14 protein-coding genes are annotated in these 17,186 nt (G+C 62.4%); all 14 read right to left on the minus strand.

Translation table 11 applies throughout. From position 1 onward, the window contains the following. Window positions 1-1,656 (minus strand): ShlB/FhaC/HecB family hemolysin secretion/activation protein, encoded by a 1,656-nt coding sequence (locus V6B08_RS14325; protein ID WP_341982036.1) that lies wholly within the window; start codon window positions 1,654-1,656, stop codon window positions 1-3. A gap of 565 nt (window positions 1,657-2,221) precedes the next feature. Continuing rightward, the gene (locus tag V6B08_RS14330; RefSeq protein ID WP_341982038.1) at window positions 2,222-3,280 is read right to left on the minus strand and encodes a CobW family GTP-binding protein; all 1,059 of its coding nucleotides are present in this window, start codon (window positions 3,278-3,280) and stop codon (window positions 2,222-2,224) included. Further along, complete coding sequence (locus tag V6B08_RS14335; protein ID WP_341982040.1) at window positions 3,277-4,296, minus strand: zinc-binding dehydrogenase; 1,020 nt, start codon at window positions 4,294-4,296, stop codon at window positions 3,277-3,279. The genes V6B08_RS14330 and V6B08_RS14335 overlap by 4 nt, the downstream gene beginning before the upstream one ends. 2 nt (window positions 4,297-4,298) lie before the next feature. Continuing rightward, window positions 4,299-5,726 carry a dihydroorotase gene (locus V6B08_RS14340; protein ID WP_341982044.1) on the minus strand — a complete coding sequence of 476 codons (1,428 nt, stop codon included), beginning with the start codon at window positions 5,724-5,726 and terminating at the stop codon, window positions 4,299-4,301. Between the two features lie 22 nt (window positions 5,727-5,748). Then, entirely contained in the window at window positions 5,749-6,528 is a 780-nt protein-coding gene (locus tag V6B08_RS14345; RefSeq protein WP_341982046.1) for an ABC transporter permease, read from the minus strand. Next, entirely contained in the window at window positions 6,525-7,385 is an 861-nt protein-coding gene (locus V6B08_RS14350; protein WP_341982048.1) for an ABC transporter permease, read from the minus strand. The genes V6B08_RS14345 and V6B08_RS14350 overlap by 4 nt, the downstream gene beginning before the upstream one ends. Further along, complete coding sequence (locus V6B08_RS14355; RefSeq protein WP_341982050.1) at window positions 7,382-8,449, minus strand: ABC transporter ATP-binding protein; 1,068 nt, start codon at window positions 8,447-8,449, stop codon at window positions 7,382-7,384. Before V6B08_RS14355 ends, V6B08_RS14350 begins: the two co-directional genes overlap by 4 nt. A gap of 2 nt (window positions 8,450-8,451) precedes the next feature. Beyond that, window positions 8,452-9,498, minus strand: coding sequence for an extracellular solute-binding protein (locus V6B08_RS14360; protein WP_341982053.1), 1,047 nt, complete (start codon window positions 9,496-9,498; stop codon window positions 8,452-8,454). Window position 9,499: 1 nt separating this feature from the next. Next, window positions 9,500-10,279 carry an IclR family transcriptional regulator gene (locus tag V6B08_RS14365; RefSeq protein ID WP_341982055.1) on the minus strand — a complete coding sequence of 260 codons (780 nt, stop codon included), beginning with the start codon at window positions 10,277-10,279 and terminating at the stop codon, window positions 9,500-9,502. A gap of 136 nt (window positions 10,280-10,415) precedes the next feature. Continuing rightward, window positions 10,416-12,494, minus strand: coding sequence for an HlyD family efflux transporter periplasmic adaptor subunit (locus V6B08_RS14370; RefSeq protein ID WP_341982057.1), 2,079 nt, complete (start codon window positions 12,492-12,494; stop codon window positions 10,416-10,418). Window position 12,495: 1 nt separating this feature from the next. Then, window positions 12,496-13,878, minus strand: a complete 1,383-nt coding sequence (locus tag V6B08_RS14375) for an efflux RND transporter periplasmic adaptor subunit (RefSeq protein WP_341982059.1) — start codon at window positions 13,876-13,878, stop codon at window positions 12,496-12,498. A 7-nt stretch (window positions 13,879-13,885) separates the two neighbouring features. Further along, window positions 13,886-14,656: an efflux RND transporter periplasmic adaptor subunit gene (locus V6B08_RS14380; protein ID WP_341982060.1), complete on the minus strand. Its 771-nt coding sequence runs from the start codon at window positions 14,654-14,656 to the stop codon at window positions 13,886-13,888. Next, window positions 14,653-15,624, minus strand: coding sequence for a TAXI family TRAP transporter solute-binding subunit (locus V6B08_RS14385; RefSeq protein WP_341982062.1), 972 nt, complete (start codon window positions 15,622-15,624; stop codon window positions 14,653-14,655). The genes V6B08_RS14380 and V6B08_RS14385 overlap by 4 nt, the downstream gene beginning before the upstream one ends. 2 nt (window positions 15,625-15,626) lie before the next feature. Then, on the minus strand, window positions 15,627-17,171 hold the full coding sequence (locus V6B08_RS14390) for a TolC family protein (RefSeq protein ID WP_341982064.1): 1,545 nt from the start codon (window positions 17,169-17,171) through the stop codon (window positions 15,627-15,629). Window positions 17,172-17,186: the final 15 nt, after the last annotated feature.

The raw sequence follows: 17,186 nt of genomic DNA on the forward strand, positions 1-17,186 counted from the left end.
TCAGAAATGGGTATTGATGCTGAAGAAGACCTTCGGCTTATCCGAAATGGTCGCCTGCGGCCTGCTGAGGCCACGAGCCAGCTCCAGCGATGCAAACAGATTCTTCGTGATATTGACGCGGAAACCGCCGCCAGCGGTGGTGACGTTGATGCGGTCATTGGTCGGCGTAACGCTGCCGATATTCCAGACCTGGCCGCGGTCAATGAACGTGTAGAGCTGCATGCCATCAGGGAAGGCTGCCTGCAGCCATTCCGGCGTATAGCGCAATTCGAGCGAAACCGCCCAGCCATTGTCGCCGGAAACTTCGCCAGTATCGAAGCCACGGCCGAAGCTCGGGCCACCTAGCGCGATTTCCTCACTGGCCAGCAGAGGCGTGCGGGTATACTGCCCGGTGGCAGTGCCGAGCAGGCTGAAGCTGGCGGGCAGCTGCTGCACGCGGGTCAGGTCGAGGCTCCATTTGGTGTAGCTGCTATGGCCATCGCTGCGCGAGGCCAGCGGATCGCCGGCATCTGTGGCGTTCAGGATATCGAGGCCGCGATGCATGGTGGCGCGGATAGCGCTGATGCCATCGAAGCTGTCGGTACGGTCATAGCTGATGCCGGCACGCAGGATGCTCAGGCGGTCGCGATTGTAGGGCGCCTGCGAGAGGTCCGTATCCACCATGCGGTATTCGAATTCACCGGTAAGGCGCAGGTTTTCCATGCGCGAGCGGATCAACGGATAGGTGACCGAGGCAGCATTGGTCAGCACGTCGCTCTGGATTTCCAGGCGCTTCAGCTCCTTGGCCGGATAGGAACGGGCGAAGCTGGAATTGAAGCTGGCGGTGAGGCCATCGTCACTGAACAGCCCGCTATAGCCGCCACCCACTGACCAGGAACGGCCCCAGGGGGACGATTGCTTGAGCCGCAGGCTGAGCTGATCGGCGTTGCTGCCAAAGGAATTCCAGCTTGCCGAGCCGAGCCATTCCGCGCCGCCGAGATAGGGCGAGTTGCGGTTATCAAGGGTCAGCGAAGCGTCATAATCCTTGCGCTCAGATTTCACCACCATGACCGAGGCACCAGGCGTATTCGCAGCCGGTTCGAGGTTGCCACGGACGGTCAGGCCGGCAAGGTCATTCGCCAGCAGCAAGCGGCGCTCGATCTCCGCGACATTCACCGGCGTGACATTGACCAGCGGCGCAAGCAACCGCTCGATCGCGGCCTTGGCCGGACCGATATCGCCCTGCACCACAATGCTGGAAATGAAGCCTTCCACCACGGCAATGCGGAAACGTCCGCCCTCGATGGCCTGCTCAGGCACCAGTACACGACTGGTGACATAACCAGCACCACGGTATTTCAGCTCAATTTCATTGGCGATCTTGAAGGCATCAGCCACCGAGATCTGCTTGCCGAGCAATGCGGCATAGCTCGTCTGCAATTCAGCAGCGGAAAAAGCCGTGGCACCCTGGATATCGACGGCGGTGAGCGTGAAGGAAACCTGCTCGGCACCAGCCGGCGCTTCGGCAGCGGAAGCGCGCGGCACGACAATGCTGCCACCTGGGCCCGGCGGCGCCACCATCAGCGGCTGCGGCAATTCGCGGCCCGGCACGGCGCCGGAAGGCAGCTGCGAAGGCGCTTGCGCTATGGCCGATGTGATCGGCAGCGCAAGCAGCAAGCCGCCAGTCAAAGCCAGTGTCCAACACACAGCAACAATGCTGCTTCCCCGCCCCGCAGAGCCACGCAGATAAGGCCGCACTTCGCTCACCTTCTTCAATGCCCGTGCTCCGTCGTCGAATGAGTCATCCGCGCTTGCCGGCTGGTTAGACACCCGGAGAGCAGCGTGAGACTGCGACGCAGACACAGACCTTCCCCTGATAGTACAATCTCTGCATGTCTCTTTGGCACAGGCACCGGGTTCCGACAAGTTAAAACCACATGTCTGGATCAAGTATATAACCCAATGTAGATATTACATTTTTTGTCACAAAGTGGGTGACCAACAGGTATATTGCACCGCCGCACACGCGGAAAAATATCAACAGTTTTTTTCACACCCGAAAGTAAATATACGACGGTAGATTGTGTCAAAAGTTGACGGGGGCAGCTCGCCGAAAAGCCTGCCGTTCCCTCTTTAGTAGTATTTCTACGGCAATACACCACATAGTTTATGATTGAGTAATGCTCGCCCCAATACTCTGCGAATGGAGTGGGGCAAATTCTTACTTTCCTATTGGCTTCGCCTAGCCGGAAATATCCGCCAGGTCATCGGGCTTGAGCCAGTTGCGCAGCAACGACCCGTCGAGGTCTCGCGCAATCACCACCAGTCGCGAACGCCGATCCGCCGACGGCCAAGCATCCAGCAGCAAACGGTGAAACTGGTGCTGCACGCCATGCACCACCACCGGCCGCGCCTCGCCATCGACATTGAGAATACCCTTCACCCGGAGCAGCTTTTCCGCATGGCGGCTGACCAGAGAAGCCAGGTTGGGGCTGAAATAGCGCCAGTTCAGCGGCGCATCGAAAGTCAGGCAATGCGCCACGATGCGGGCATCATGCCGGTTCACGTCGCCGCCGTGTTGATGGCCCCGATCATGGTGAGCATGACCGTGATGGTGATCATGGCCATAGGCTTCCGCATTCAGCCAACGGATCACCTGCTCGCTCTTGCCGCTGGGATCATAGAGGCCGGCGCCAAACAGCAGATTGGCATCGATCTCGCCCTGCTGCGCCACATGCAGCGCGGCGCCAGGATTGAGCCGGATCAGCCGCTCGCGGAGGGCCGCCACTGCTTCGGGCGCTGCAATATCGGTCTTGGTCAGCACCAAGCTGTCTGCCACCGCCGCCTGCTTCAGCGATTCCGGATGCTCGTCCAGTTGTCCATCCCCATGCAGGGCATCCACCGTTGTGATGATCGTGTCAAAACGGAAATGATGCCGCACGAAGGAATCATCCATCAGCGTGTGAATGATCGGCGCCGGATCGGCAAGCCCCGTGGTTTCGACCAATACGCGGCGGAAACGCGGAATCTCGCCACGCTCGCGCTTGTCGTGCAGCAGGCGTAGAGTTTCGACCAGCGTGTTATGGATCGTGCAGCACAGGCAGCCGCTGCTCAGCAATACCATATGATCGTCGGAACGTTCGACCAGTTCATGGTCGAGGCCGATCTCGCCGAACTCGTTGATGATCACCGCCGTATCAGCCAGTTCCGGCTTCGGCAGCAACCGGCCGAGCAAGGTAGTCTTGCCGCTACCGAGAAAGCCGGTGATCACTGATACCGGGATACGGCCGCCATCACTCATGCCGCGGCCCACAGGCGGTCCAGCCCCGGCTTCAGCAATACCTTGCCGCAGGCATTGCCCTCTTCCACCATCGCATGCGCCTCAGCGGCGGCGGCAAAAGGCAGCCGCGCCGCCACTACAGGCGCGATGCGGCCAGCGGCAAGCGCGTCGATCACCTGCTGCATGATATGGCGGCGGCCTTCGCGGTCATGGTCATAGAGATGCATCTCAAAAATGCGGATGGCGAGGCATTTCGTGCCATGGTTACGCAACGCCTGCAGCAGGTTTTCCGGCGGCATGCCACCGCTGGCATTGTAGGAGACCAGCAGGCCCCAATTGCCGAGCAAGCCGAGCAACTGTGTGAAACCCGCACCGCCAACATGATCGACAGCCAGATCCACGCCCTCGCCCGCCGTCAGCGCCAGTACCCGCGCCGGCACATCCTCGCGCCGGTAATCAATCACATGGTCGACGCCGAGGCTTTTTGCGAAAGCCGCCTTCTCCGACGAACTGACGCTGCCAAACACGGTGATGCCGGCCGCCTTGGCAAGCTGCGCCAGGGCGCTGCCAACACCGCCAGCGACGCCATTGATAAACAGGCTGCGCACCGCCTGGCCGCGCGGCGCCACATGCAGCAGATTCCACGCCACCTGGTAATTCGGCAGACAGACGGCGGCATCGAGATCGACGCCTTCGGGCAGCAGAAACAGCGCTTCGGCCGGCACAGCCACCTGTTCAGCATAACAGCCGCCGCGCACCTTCAATTCACGAGCCGTGAGCAATACTGAACGGCCCAGCATCGCGGCATCGACGCCGGAACCGAGCGCAACGACGCGGCCGGCGAGATCGCTGCCGGGGCTGGTCGGCAACGGCGGCATCCATTTGTAGGACCCACGCCGGATCAGGATATCCGGCCAGCCGACACCAATGGCCTCGGCCTGTACCACGACTTCGCCAGGACCCGGCTGCGGTTCCGGCGCCTCGGCCATTTCCAGCACATCCGGACCGCCGGTCCGATACATGACAATCTTGCGCATCTTCAAACCCGGGCGGCGGCGTACATATCCATCAGACGGTCAGCTTCCTCGCCACGCAGCGGCTTGGTATGGCGGCCATAGCCCGGCTTGCCGACGATCTTGCCATCGCGATAAACGAACTGTCCGCGCACCAGGGTGTGATCCACAGCACCGGTCACTTCGCGGCCATCCCAGGAACTCCAGCCACACTTGCTGAGCATGTCCTCGTTGCGCAGCACCTGCTTGCGCTGAGTGTCTACCACCACCAGATCGGCATCAGAACCAACCTGGATTGCGCCCTTGCGCGGATAGAGGCCGAAAATCTTTGCCGGCGCGCTGGAGAATATTTCCACCAGCCGGCTCATCGAGATTCGACCGGCATTCACCTGATCGAGAAACAGCGGCAGGGTTTCCTGGATCTTCGGCGTGCCGTTGGCGGCAACGAACATGTTGGTCCAGCCGATTTCCTTTTCCTCGCGCAGATGCGGCGCGTGGTCGGAGCCGATCACGTCGATGACGCCATCGCGCAGGCATTCCCAAAGCAGATCGGTGGTATCCGGGCCGTTCCAAAGATTGAGGGCATAGGGGCCTAGCCGCTCGATCTCGTTCCAGTCATTGCACAGGAACATCATGTGCGGATTGGTCTCCACCGTCACCTTCTGCTTCTTGCGCTTGGCCTGGCGGATAACATCCAGCGAACGCGGCGAACGCAGATGCAGGATATGCAGGTGGAAGCCCAACACTTCCTGCAAGCGGCAGAGATAGCTGATGGCGGAATCGAACACGATGCCATCATAGGAAGCAGAAAGCCGCGCCACGGTCTGATAACTGGTATCACCTGCCTTGATGGCGCGATCAGACAGCGTGTCGATCAGCTCCTGGTTATTCGGATGCACCATCATCGGGCGGCCCGTCTTCTTCACCGCCTCGGCGATTTCGAACAGCCGGCCCTGATGATGCACGCCGAGTTCGGGCATATGCGGATAGACCGCGCCCTTGTCGGTGATCATGAAAACCTTGAAGCCCATGGCGCCGGCCTCAGCCAGCGGCCCCACTTCCTCAAGCCGGGTCGGCGACGGATTATGGTTGAAATCGACCAGGGAGCTTTGCTTGTAGCGTTCGATAGCATCGAGGTAGCGTTCCACCGTGGTGGTAACCGGATCAACATTCGGCATGCCGGAAACCATGGTGTAGCCGCCGGCCGCCGCGGCCTGGGTGCCGGTGACGATATCTTCCTTGTGGGTGAAGCCGGGCTCGCGCAGATGGGTATGGGTATCGACGCCGCCAGGCAGAATGGTCTTGCCGCTGAGATCGATCACTTCATCGGCTGCCGGGGTGAGTTCACCCGAGGTGAGGCAGACGATACGGCCATTCTTGATGGCGATATCGGCACGCACCACACCGCCGGGGGTCGCTACATCGGCGCCGGTAAGAACCAGATCGGCTTTCATTGTGTACTCCTGCTGGCAGACATCAACGGAACATCGAACGGTAGAAAGAGAATTTGCGCTCCAGGATCAGCATCACCGCGATGGTGCTGAGGATGGCGATGGTAGCAGCGGCGGCAACGGAGGGCTCCGCCAGCCATTGCATGCGGTTGAACAGCACCACCGGGAACGGCGCCGAGCCGGGCGTGGAGATGAATACCGAAACCGGCACATTGTTGAAGGAGATCAGGAAGGCGAAGGTGCCGCCGGCCAGCACGCCGGGCCGGATGATCGGCAGCGTGATATGCCAGAATACCCGCCACGGGCTGGCGCCAAGAATGGCGGCGGCGCGTTCCACCGCGCCATCGCGGCCCGCCAGGCTGACCAGCACCGAGCGCACGATATAGGGCAGCGTCAGGATCACATGGGCGATGATCAGGCCGCGCCAGTTGATCAGGTGCCATTGCGTGAAGGCGAGCAGCAGGGCAAAGGCAGTCATCACCGCCGGCACATTCAAGGGTGCCAGGAAGAAGGTGGAAAATGCCCCACGAAAACGCGCATTCGGCCGTTCCAGATAGAGCGCTGCGGCCGTGCCGAGACAGGTGGCGATGACGACACTGGCAAGTGCCACCATAGTCGAGAGCCAGAGGCCGTTCATCAGCGAGCTATCGGCGAAGGCAGCACCATACCAGCGCCAGGTGAAGCCAACCGGCGGGAAGGTGATATACCGCGTTTCGGTGAAGGCGGCGCCGATCACCATGATGATCGGCACAAGGATGGCAGCGTAGATCGCCCAGGCGAGGTAACTGACGATTGGGAATTTCATGCGCCACGCAGCCATGCCGCGAAGCGGCGTTCGGTATAGCGCCCCACCAGGGCGGTGAGTGCCAGGGAGATGACGAGCAGCAGGATGCTGAGCGTTGCCGCCATCGGCCAGTCGAAGGTGGTGACGGCCGCATTGTAGATCTGCAGCGGGATCACCTTGACGCGGTTGCCGCCAATCACATAGGGCGTGACGAAGGCTGCTGCCGATAGGGAGAAAACGATCAGGCCACCAGAGAGAATGCCGGGGAAACTCAGCGGCAGAATGATCGACCGGAACACCCGCCAGGGCCCTGCGCCATGCAATTGCGCGGCACGGATCACCGCCGGGTCGATCTTATCGATGGCGGTGCAGATATTGATGATCATATAAGGGCCGAAGCTGTAGACCAGCACGGCGATCACACCAGCCTCGGAATTCAGGAACTGCACCGGCTCGCTGGTCAGGCCGAGGAAGCTCAGCGTTCGGTTGATGAAGCCGCTGGGGCCGAGGATCAGGATCCAGGCAAAGGCGGTGACTACCAGGCTGATCATGATCGGGATCAGCAGAATCATGGTGTAGGCGGTGCGGGCGCGCTGCGACGTGGTCTGCGCGATATGCAGCGCGACAGGATAGCCGAGCAACCCCGACAGCAGCGTGACGATGGCGGCGATACGGACCGAGCGCAGCAGTGAGTCGAGATAGAACGGATCCGTCAGCACTTGGCGGAAATGCCCGAGCGTGAAACCGGACAATTCGAACGTAACCTGGTCCATGGTGCGGAAACTCATGCTCAGCACCAGCAGCAGCGGCCAACCCCAGGACACGACCAGCCACAGGGTCGCCGGCAGCACCAGGACGGCGGGCGAACGGCGGCTCATGGCAGCACGATCCAGTCGTGTGGCGCCACGGCAATAGACACCGGGGCATCGGCCACCAGTTCAGCCGGAGGCGGCTCAGCCAGATGCGCTACGATTTCGTCGCCCTGCCCCAGATCGACGCGCAGATGTGTGCTGGCGCCGGCGAAAATACGGTCAGATACGCGGCCACGCAGCGTATCAGGACCGGGTACCACCGGGCGGATACGGTCGGCACGGACACCAAGCAGCACTTCGCGGCCCACCGCCAGGGATGCGTCATAGGCCACCAGGACAGAGCCGGCATCGCCGACGCGGACCCGCATGCCCTGCCCCGTTACCTCCGCCACGATACCGCGCAGGAAACTGGACGAACCGATGAAATCGGCGACGAAGCGGGTCTGCGGACGGCAATAGATGCCTTCCGGCGTATCAATCTGCTCGATCCTGCCATCACGCATCAGAGCGATGCGGTCAGACAGCGTCAACGCCTCCTCCTGGTCATGGGTGACATAGACCATGGTGGTACGCAGCTTGGTGTGGATGCTGCGCAATTCGCTCTGCATGGCACGGCGTAGCTTGGCATCCAGATTGCTCAGCGGTTCGTCGAGCAACAGCACGCGCGGATTGATCGCGAGTGCACGGGCCAGGCCGACGCGCTGCTGCTGGCCGCCGGAAAGCTCGCGCGGGTAACGCTGGCTGAAATCCGCCAGCCGGACCAGATCCAGCGCCTGCAACACACGCTCGCGGATCACCTCGGGCGCCAGCTTGCGCATGCGCAGGCCGAAAGCGACATTGTCGAAACAGGTCATATGCGGAAACAGCGCATGACCCTGAAACACCATGCCGAGATCGCGCTGATGCGGCGGCACATCGTTGACGCGCTGGCCATTGATGATCACATCGCCGCTATCGGGCGAAGTGAAGCCGGCAATGATGTTAAGCGTCGTGGTCTTGCCGCAACCCGATGGCCCGAGCAGCGAGACGAATTCGCCCTGCTGGATATCCAAATCAATCGACTTCAGTACCGTGGCGCCACCAAAAGCCTTGGTGGCGCCACGCAACGACAGAACAGGACTCGAAGTCATGCTTACTTCTTCTCGATCTCGCGCTGCCAACGGCCGCTCAGTTCGGTGCGCTTGGCAAGATAGACATCCCACGACATCACCGAGGCCTTCTCGATATCCTCGGGCTTGAGCAGGAACTTGCTGACGAAATCCGGGCTGAGCTTGGTATTGGGGTTGACGTAGCCGCCGAACGCGGTTTCGGTCTGCGCCGCCTGGTATTCCGGCGACAGTACCAGGTTGACGAACTGGCGCGCCGCTTCGGCATTCGGGGCGTTCTTGGCAACGGCGATATATGCGGCCACGGCAATGGCGCCTTCCTTCGGCGCCACCCAGCGGATTGGCACGCCATCAGCAGCCAGGCGCTGTGCCGGGAAGCTGGCATTGAAGCCGATCCAGGCCTGGCGTTGCGAGAAGAGCGGGATCAACGTCGAGGCGCCGCCATGGAAGGTGCCGACATTCGGCGCCAACTGCGCCAGCTTGGCAAAGCCGGCATCGACCGACTGGGACGCCTTGCCGTCCTGCAGTTCATTGATCTTGAACAGCAGCGCATAGGAGAAGGTGCTATTGGCATCCGGGATCGTCACCTTGCCCTTGAGCGCCGGATTCCACAGGTCTTCATAGGAAGTCGGCGCCGGCAGCTTGGCATCGGCGAAGGCCTTCTCATCATAGAGCAAGCCCAGCAGGTAGAGCAGGAAACCGCTGCCCATGCCATCAGCATCGCGGAAGCGGGCCGGAATCTGCGCCATATTGGGCAGACCTTCCAGCTTGTCCCACAGATTGGCCTGCTTGCCCTGCAGCCACGGGCCTTCATCCAGCATGAACACGCTGATTTCGGGATTGGCACGCTGCGCCACTGCCTTGGTCAGGGCCTGGCCGCTCAGCACCGGGGTGATCACCACCTTGGTGTTGAACTTGTCGCGCATGATCGGCACCAGCACCTTTTCCACGGCACCGACCACGCCCTGCGGCATATAAACATTCAGATCGGCAGCCCGCACCGCCTGGGGCAGTGTGGCAAAGCCGGCAGCCACCGCCATGATCGTTCCGAAAACCAAGCCACGTGCGTTCATGTCAATTCCCCTTGCTTGCAGAAATATCGGATTTCTTGGGCGTGCAGCCGAGCGCCACGGACAGCGCATCAGCCATCACAGCGACGGTCTTGCCCAGTGCCTCGACCCGCTTGTAGACGCGGTGTTTCGGCGCCCAGATGCCAATTGAAGCCGCCATGCTGTCGGCTTCGTTGCGCGCCGCCGCTGCAATCCCCCACACATCCTCGAACCATTCACCACGGTTCACCGCATAGCCCTGCTGGCGGATGGTTTTCAATTCGCGCTGCAATACCGGCGCCGACGTGATCGTGCTGGGCGTCTGCCGCTTCATGCGCGAGGTGACACGGGCCACCTCGCCCGGCGCACAATAGGCCAGCGCCACCTTGCCAGTGGCACAGCAATAGGCCGGCGCACGACTGCCAACCTGGGTGACGCCGCGCACCGGATGCGTTCCGTCGCGCTTGTCGATGAACACTGATTCGCCTTCGTCATAGATCGCGAGGTGCACTGATTCGCCGGTCTCATTGGCCAGGCGATCAAGGAAGGGACGCGCCACTTCCACCAGCCGCTCCTGCGAGAAGGACATCATGCCCATCTCCCACAGCTTCAGCGTCAGTTCGTAGCGGCTATCCTGCTCACGGCGGCGCACATAGCGGCCTTCCACCAGGGTATCGAGCAAACGGAAGACGTTGCTTTTCGGCAGGCCGAGTTCACGGCCGAGTTCAGCAACGCCGCGCGGCTCGCGGCTGCGCGACAGCAGATCCAGCAGGACCAAACTCTTCTGAACCGTCTTGGCCGTCATATCGTTCCACTATTTAAAACGCTGTGCCAATATTAGAGCGAAGTGTAAAACACACGTCAACAACAAATGCGGCTAACAATACGTGCACGTATGAGAGCAGCGGAAAGCTGCTAATTTCCTGGCGATTTTCTTGTTGTTAGAAGCTGGCTTCGCGGCGCAGTGCCGCCAGCAGATGCGTGAAGCCAAGCAGTACCGGCGAACGCGCCTCGACATTCAGCACCACATGGCCCGTGAGCACATGCGCCGCGGCCGTTGCTGCCTCGGCCCCCGGATCGAGCACCGTCATGCGCACGCGATAATAGGCACGCAATGGTTCGGCACCGCCATTCGGTCGTGATCGCGCCTGTAACGGCCCACCATGCAGCGACAGCAGGTAAGGCTGATCGAACTCACGTAATGCCGTGGCATCGACGGCAATCACCCGCACCGGCAAAGCAGCGCGACTGCCATCACCGGCGACAAAGCGCCCCTCGGCGCCTGATTTGAGCCGCTCTGCATCGGATTCGGTGACGAACGCTACCGCCTCCCAGTCCTGCGCCCCGGTCAGCGTGAACAAGGCTTCGCCCTCACCGATCCACTGCCCCGGCGCCAGATCGGGGAGCATATCGCGCACCATGCCGGCGAAGGGCGCGGCAAGACGCGCACGATCAGCTTGCTGGCGCAGCGATTGCAACCGCGCCATGGTGGCCTGGAGATCGGCTTCGATAACCCCGCCGCGCCGCATCCAGGGCGGCGCCAGACTCTGCACCTCAAGCTGCCAGCGCAGCATGGCGGCGTTGCGCTCGGCCTGCCCTATCTCCAGCGTCAGATCCTCGGCCGCGATCTCGAGCAGCGGCGCCCCCTCTGCCACCTGCACGCCGTTGGCGGCACCAAGGGTGGCCACCCGGCCCGCCAGCGGCGCATAGATCACCACCACATCACGCGCACGCAGATAGGATGGCAGCGACAGGCTGCGATCGGTGGGCAAAGCCAGCAGCAGCAGACCGCCCGCGAAAATACCGAAGCTGAGCCAGGCGCGGCCGCTGCGGATCAGCCGAGGCAGCAGCGGCGCCAACAGAGTCACTTCCTTCAGCATGGGTTTCAGCGCATAAAGCCAGAGCTGCCAGGCAAACAACAGCGCGCCAAGCAGCTTGAAGAAAAAGCTGTAGATGAAAGCCGCAATCGACAGGGTGAGCAGCAGGCGATAGGCCCAGGCGCTCAAGGCATAGATCACCAGCAGGTCGCTGGGCTTTTCCGGCGGTGCATCGCCCAGCCGAAACAGGATTTCGCGCAGTCGCCAGCGCGCCAGTGCAGTGGAGCGTTCCTGCAGATTCTCGATGCCGAGCCAATCGGACAATAGGTAATAGCCATCGAAGCGCATCAGCGGATTGAGGTTGACCGCGAAGGTGAGCAGCAGGCTGGTGGTGGAGACCATGAAGCAGACCGCCGCCAGCGGCCCTTCCGGCAGCACCGACCAGGCGAGCAGGGCCAGAACCGCTACCGCAATCTCTGCCTTCATGCCGGCAATATCGATCTCCACTCGGGCGGCGCGGGAATGCAGCCGCCAGGCATCGGTGGTGTCGGTGTAGAAGATCGGCCAGAAGACAATGAAAGCCACGCCCATCACCGGCACGCGGCAGCCGTGATATTTGGCGGTATAGGCATGGCCGAATTCATGCACGATCTTCACCAGCGCCAGCGCAAGGCCATAAAGCAACAGGCCGCCGGGCGTGAAATTCTCGGCAATAGTGGCGAAGAAGAGATCGAGCCGTGGCAACATCAGGCTAAGCCCGAGCAACCCGAGCGCCAGCATGACGTACTTCATGCGCGGATCGAACCACCAGCGCATATAGCCGACGGTGGCATCCAGGAAAGCATCGGGCCGCAGCACCGGCAGGCGCAGGGAAAGATAGCTGCGCGAGGCCCAGGTGAACCAACCGGGGGTCTGTTGCTTGCGCGATTGCAACAGGCGCTGGCGTTCGGCATCGCCAACCCCCTGCAGCAGATTCATCTGCCGCAGATAGGCCATGAAAGCCTCGACGCGGGAGGCGTTTGCCTTCAGCAGCGCTTTCGCATCCGGCGCATCGGGCCGTGCCATGGCATCCAGCAGGTCGATTTCGGTGGCGCCAAAACGGAAGAATCGGTGCTGGGCCGGATCGTGCAGCACCCAGGCTGGCTGGCCATCGCGGTCAGGTTCCACCGGCAGCAACGTGAGATCCTGGCGCAGCGCAAGCATGTCAGAAGCCGATCATCTCACGGGCGGCGGCCAGCGGACGACGCAGCAGGTAATAGCCGAGCGGGACCCTGTCGCCATGCAGCTTGGCGGTGCCGCGCAGGCCGATGCGCGGCGGTGCTTCGCCTTCCGCGAAACGCGCCGTGGCGCGGAAAGCCAGGATACCGGCGGGCGAATTCACCGCCTGATAGCTGACATAGGCCAGCCGGGCCGGACGTGGCCGACCGGGTTCGACATTGAGGAAGAAATCAACGCTGGCACCATCGGGCAAGGCAATGCTGTCGGCGGCCGCAATCCATATTTCCAATTCGGCGCGGGTCGGATCGGCCACACTCAAGATGCGCTCGCCGACCCGCACCGGGCGCCCCTTCAATCCCTCCGCATCGGCCAGCACTGCCACGCCATCGCGGTCGGCGCGCAATTCGACGCGCTCCAGAAGACGCTCGGCCTGCACCACTTCGGCACGGCGCTGCTCAATACGCTCGCGCAGGATGTTGAGATTGGCCTGGGCCTCGCGGCTGGTGATCGCGGCCTGCTGTGCCAGGCGGTATTCCGCCTGCGCCAATTCCAGGCCATGGCGCACCACATCCAGCTTGGCGCGGATTTCACGGTCATCGAAACGCACCAGCAGCGCACCAGCACTGACCGGTGCATTCGGTCGCACGGCGATTTCATCGATCACGCCATTGATCGGTGCCCGCACCACCAATGCCTGCAGCGGAATCACTTCCGCTGCGCCCTGCACGGTAAGCTGAACCGGCACGAACAACCCGGCAGCGGCGACCAGCACAGCAGCCGCGGCAAGATAAGCGCCACGGGCGGTGAGGAAGCGCCATAGCCGCAGCGGCAGGGCTTCATTGCTGACGACCGCATCAAGCGCCAGGCCCGCCGCATCGGCCCAGCTTGTAAGCAGGCGGATATCGCGCTCCGGCCAGGACTGATCGCGGCCAAGCAGCAGCGCACCAATCGGCCGGCCCGCCGCGCCGGTCACCGGCAGCCACAAGGCCTGGGCTGGGAAATGTTCGCGCCATTGCCGCCGCAGCGCCTCGGGCGCTGTATCGGCTGTCACCACTTTGGGCGTGGCGCGGCTGTCATGGCCGAGAAAGCGACAGAGTTTTGCCGCCCAATGGCCGTATGGACCATCGCGTGCCGGCAATGGTACGCCTGACATCGCCTCGATACGGCCACGTCGCTTAGCCCGATAGAGCCACAGGACGGCATTCCGGTAAGGCACCAGGAGCTGGCTGTCATTGGCCAGCAGGAAACCGATCTCGGCACGGCTCTTGGCTGCCTGCGCCTTGCGTTGCAGGGTCAACAGGGTGGCGAGCTGCCTCAGCGCCTCCCCTTCCCCCGCCGCGTCGGGCGACGCTTCCGATGCTGCCTTCATGGAAGCTCTACCGGCCACGTTGGAACTGGGCCAAGCCACTCATGCCCGGCAGCAGGTCGCGATGTTCGCCTTCCACACGGCCGATCAGGCGCACGGTCTGGCTGACCGGATCGACGCGGCCGCCGAAACGGTCGACAACGGCACGCACCGGCTTGCGCAATTCATCCACACTGATGGTGAATACCGCCCCAGGGCGCAGCCATTCCAGCCAGCGCGAAGCGACGATCAATTCCACTTCCAAACTGGAAGTGTCGTAAAGCTCGATCAGCGGCTCGCCCTCGCGCACATACTGATGCGCCCGCGCCGCCTGGGCGACGACCGTGCCGGCAAAGGGTGCCCGCACCTCGCATTTACGCAAAGTCACATCGATGGCAGCAAGCTCGGCCCGAGTCTGTGCTTCTTCCGCCTTGGCCAGTTCGGTCTCCAGCACACTCGCCATGTTGAGTTCGGTAAGGCGCTCATTCACCCGCGACTTTGCCTGGGTACCGGCAAGACGCGCCTCCACCACCTTCTTGCCGGCCTGCTGCGCGGCACAGTCCATCACTGCCACCAGGGCATTGGCCGCAAGCTGATCGCCTTCGCGCACCGGCATGCGCAGAATCACGCCAGGCATGGCAGCCGCCAATGTGGTGAAGGTGCGCGAGCGGAACTGCGCCCGCACCGTGTAATCACCCTCGGCTTGCTGTGCCGGAGATTGTGCATGGGCCGGCACTATCATGACACCGGTCAGCAGTAGCGCCGCCAGCAGCGCCGCCGACATGCGGCGGACGCCCCTCATGGCAGGAGACGCGCCTCGCGCAGATACCGTTCGGCAGCCGGATGCCGCTGCACGAAGGCCGGCGTTGCCGCCATGGCCGCCGCCGTGGTATCGCGCAAAGCCTGATGCTGGCGCTTGAAGGTTTCCACCTGTCCTACCAGCAGGCGGGTGAAGCGATAGACGTTTTCAGCCGACTGGTCGGCGCGGGTGACGACCAGGGAACCGACACCGATGGTGTTGATATCGGCGACCTGGCCACGATACTCATCGCGCTTCACCACCATGTGCTTGAAATGCGGGTTGCGTGCGATCATGCCATTACGCACCGCTTCATCCAGGCTGAGGATGATGCCGCCGCAGGCCGAAGCCGATTCCGCGACATAGCCGCTGGGCGGCGCCGAGACATAGAGTGCGGCATCCAGTTCGCCGGTGCAGAGCAGGCGCGCCTGCTGGCCGGAGGTAAGCGCCGGCACATCCTGCACATCGGCAATATTGATGCCGAGAGAATCGAACAGCCGCTGCGCCGTCGCCCGCTGGCCGGAGCCCTGCGGCCCGAGCGCAATCCGCTTGCCCTTCAGGCCTGAGGCATTGGTGATGCCACTAGCCGGATTGACGATCACGGTGAGCGCTTCCTGCGGCCCGGCGACAACCACCCGCAGCGACGATTCCCGGCCGGCCTGGCGCTCGCGTTCGATTTCGGCAGCTAGCACATCGGCCTGCACCAGGGCGAAATCGACTTGGCCATCCTTGAGCCGGGCGATATTCTGGCCCGAACCAGCCGAAGTCTGCACCAGGCAGCGTGTGGTGGACAAACTCTGATCTGCATTCCACAGCCGGCAAGCAGAAACACCATAGGGATAGTAGACACCGCCATAGCTGCCGGTGCTGACCCGCAGCAATTTTTCAGGCTGCGGCAGCTTGTCGTCGATGGCGCAGGCCGAGAGGGCCAGGAGCGCGGCGCAGGACAGGAAAAGACGTCGCATCATCATGGTCACTTCGCCCCCTGGCGCTCGATCGGCAGGTCAAGCGTAATCGGATCGGGAAACAGGCCCCGCTCCCAGGGCCGCATGGTGCTGCCGATATTCTCGGCAAGCTGCTTGATCGGCTTGCTGCGGAAATCCGCCGGCACCGGATTGAGGCCCAGAGCCAGGAAAATCTGTCCCAGCGCATCCTGGGCATTGGCGTAGGTCTCGAAGCGGCGAAGCTGCGCACGCAATGCCGACACCTCGTTGCGGATCCGCTCGATACGCGCACCGGCATCGGCAGCCACGCTGCCCTTGCTCAAGGCCGCGATCTCCATTTCCAGTTTCTCGATTTCCTCGCTGCGGCGAAGCTGCGACACCATGTCGACATAGCGCCGCCAGGAGAGATGCAGACGGCTGACCACCGCCATGTTCATCGCCAGGCGGCGGGCGGTTGCCAGTTCCTCGCGTGCATCGGCGATATCAAGCTGACTCTGGATGGTGAAGACGCGGAAAATATTCCAGGTCACGCGCGAGCTAAGCTCGGTCCAGGTCTGGTTGGTGAGGAAGGAATTGGTGTCGGAATTCCGGCTCGCCGAAAATTCCAGGCCGGGCAGCAGGCGCAGCAACGCCTTGCGCACTTCGGCAATCTCCACGCGGCGGGTATAGACCAACTCCTCGACATCGGCGGAATTCTGCAGCGCCACCTGCTCAAGCTGCTCGATGGCGACACCCAGCGGTGCCAGCGGTACCAGCGTAGCCGGAAGCTGCAGGCGTAACTCCGTAGTCGGGTCGATATTGAGCAGATTCTTCAGCTCGATCTCCGATTGGCCTAGTGCCTGATCGAGCGATTCAAGCTGGCCCAACAGATCGAGCAGGGTGCGCTTGAACTGCAGCACCGAGGCCGGATTCTGCACGCGCTCGTTCTGCGCCTTGTCGAGATCGCGCAGGGTTTCGCGCACCTCCAGCGAGATGCGGTTGATATCGCCACGAAGCTCCTGCGCGGCACCGGCACGCCAGAAGGCAGTACGGGTCTGCTGCATCAGGCGCAGCATCGCCTTCTTCTGCCGCATCTTGGCGATCATGAAGTTATTCGTGGTCTGAATCGACTGGAAATAGCTGACGCCGAAATCCAGGATGTTCCAGGACAGCTTGATATCGCTGGTGAAGCGGTCGCGGTCGGTGGAATAGGACGGTTCCAGCGACTGGCGCTGGGTTTCCAGCGAGCGGCTGGATGAGGCATTCATGCTGTCGCGATTGACGTAGCCCGCCGTGGCCGCCAGCACCGGCAGCATGTCGTAGCGCGCCAGGTTGGCCTGGCCGAGGGCCAACGCCTCTTCCATCATGCGGGTGCGATGATCGAGGTTGTAGGCCACGGCGCGGGCCAGGGCCTCGTCGAGCGTCACCGGACCATCGAGCGGCTCTTGGTTGGCATCGATTACCTGACGGTCGAGATTGACCATCGCTACCAGATCCTGCTTGGTCACCGGTACCGGCTCGACCGAACAGCCGGCAAGCATGGCCAGCATCGCCATCGCCGGCAGCACGCGCCGGGCATAATGTTGCGATTTCAACTGCATCTTCCCCCT

The organism is Ferrovibrio sp. MS7 (assembly GCF_038404985.1).
GTDB lineage: Bacteria > Pseudomonadota > Alphaproteobacteria > Ferrovibrionales > Ferrovibrionaceae > Ferrovibrio > Ferrovibrio plantarum.

Coding starts and splice junctions, on each gene's coding strand:
- V6B08_RS14330 (WP_341982038.1), bottom strand. CDS start 3,280: ATGAGTGATGGCGGCCGTATCCCGGTATCAGTGATCACCGGCTTTCTC.
- V6B08_RS14335 (WP_341982040.1), bottom strand. CDS start 4,296: ATGCGCAAGATTGTCATGTATCGGACCGGCGGTCCGGATGTGCTGGAA.
- V6B08_RS14340 (WP_341982044.1), bottom strand. CDS start 5,726: ATGAAAGCCGATCTGGTTCTTACCGGCGCCGATGTAGCGACCCCCGGC.
- V6B08_RS14345 (WP_341982046.1), bottom strand. CDS start 6,528: ATGAAATTCCCAATCGTCAGTTACCTCGCCTGGGCGATCTACGCTGCC.
- V6B08_RS14350 (WP_341982048.1), bottom strand. CDS start 7,385: ATGAGCCGCCGTTCGCCCGCCGTCCTGGTGCTGCCGGCGACCCTGTGG.
- V6B08_RS14355 (WP_341982050.1), bottom strand. CDS start 8,449: ATGACTTCGAGTCCTGTTCTGTCGTTGCGTGGCGCCACCAAGGCTTTT.
- V6B08_RS14360 (WP_341982053.1), bottom strand. CDS start 9,498: ATGAACGCACGTGGCTTGGTTTTCGGAACGATCATGGCGGTGGCTGCC.
- V6B08_RS14365 (WP_341982055.1), bottom strand. CDS start 10,279: ATGACGGCCAAGACGGTTCAGAAGAGTTTGGTCCTGCTGGATCTGCTG.
- V6B08_RS14370 (WP_341982057.1), bottom strand. CDS start 12,494: ATGCTTGCGCTGCGCCAGGATCTCACGTTGCTGCCGGTGGAACCTGAC.
- V6B08_RS14375 (WP_341982059.1), bottom strand. CDS start 13,878: ATGAAGGCAGCATCGGAAGCGTCGCCCGACGCGGCGGGGGAAGGGGAG.
- V6B08_RS14380 (WP_341982060.1), bottom strand. CDS start 14,656: ATGAGGGGCGTCCGCCGCATGTCGGCGGCGCTGCTGGCGGCGCTACTG.
- V6B08_RS14385 (WP_341982062.1), bottom strand. CDS start 15,624: ATGATGATGCGACGTCTTTTCCTGTCCTGCGCCGCGCTCCTGGCCCTC.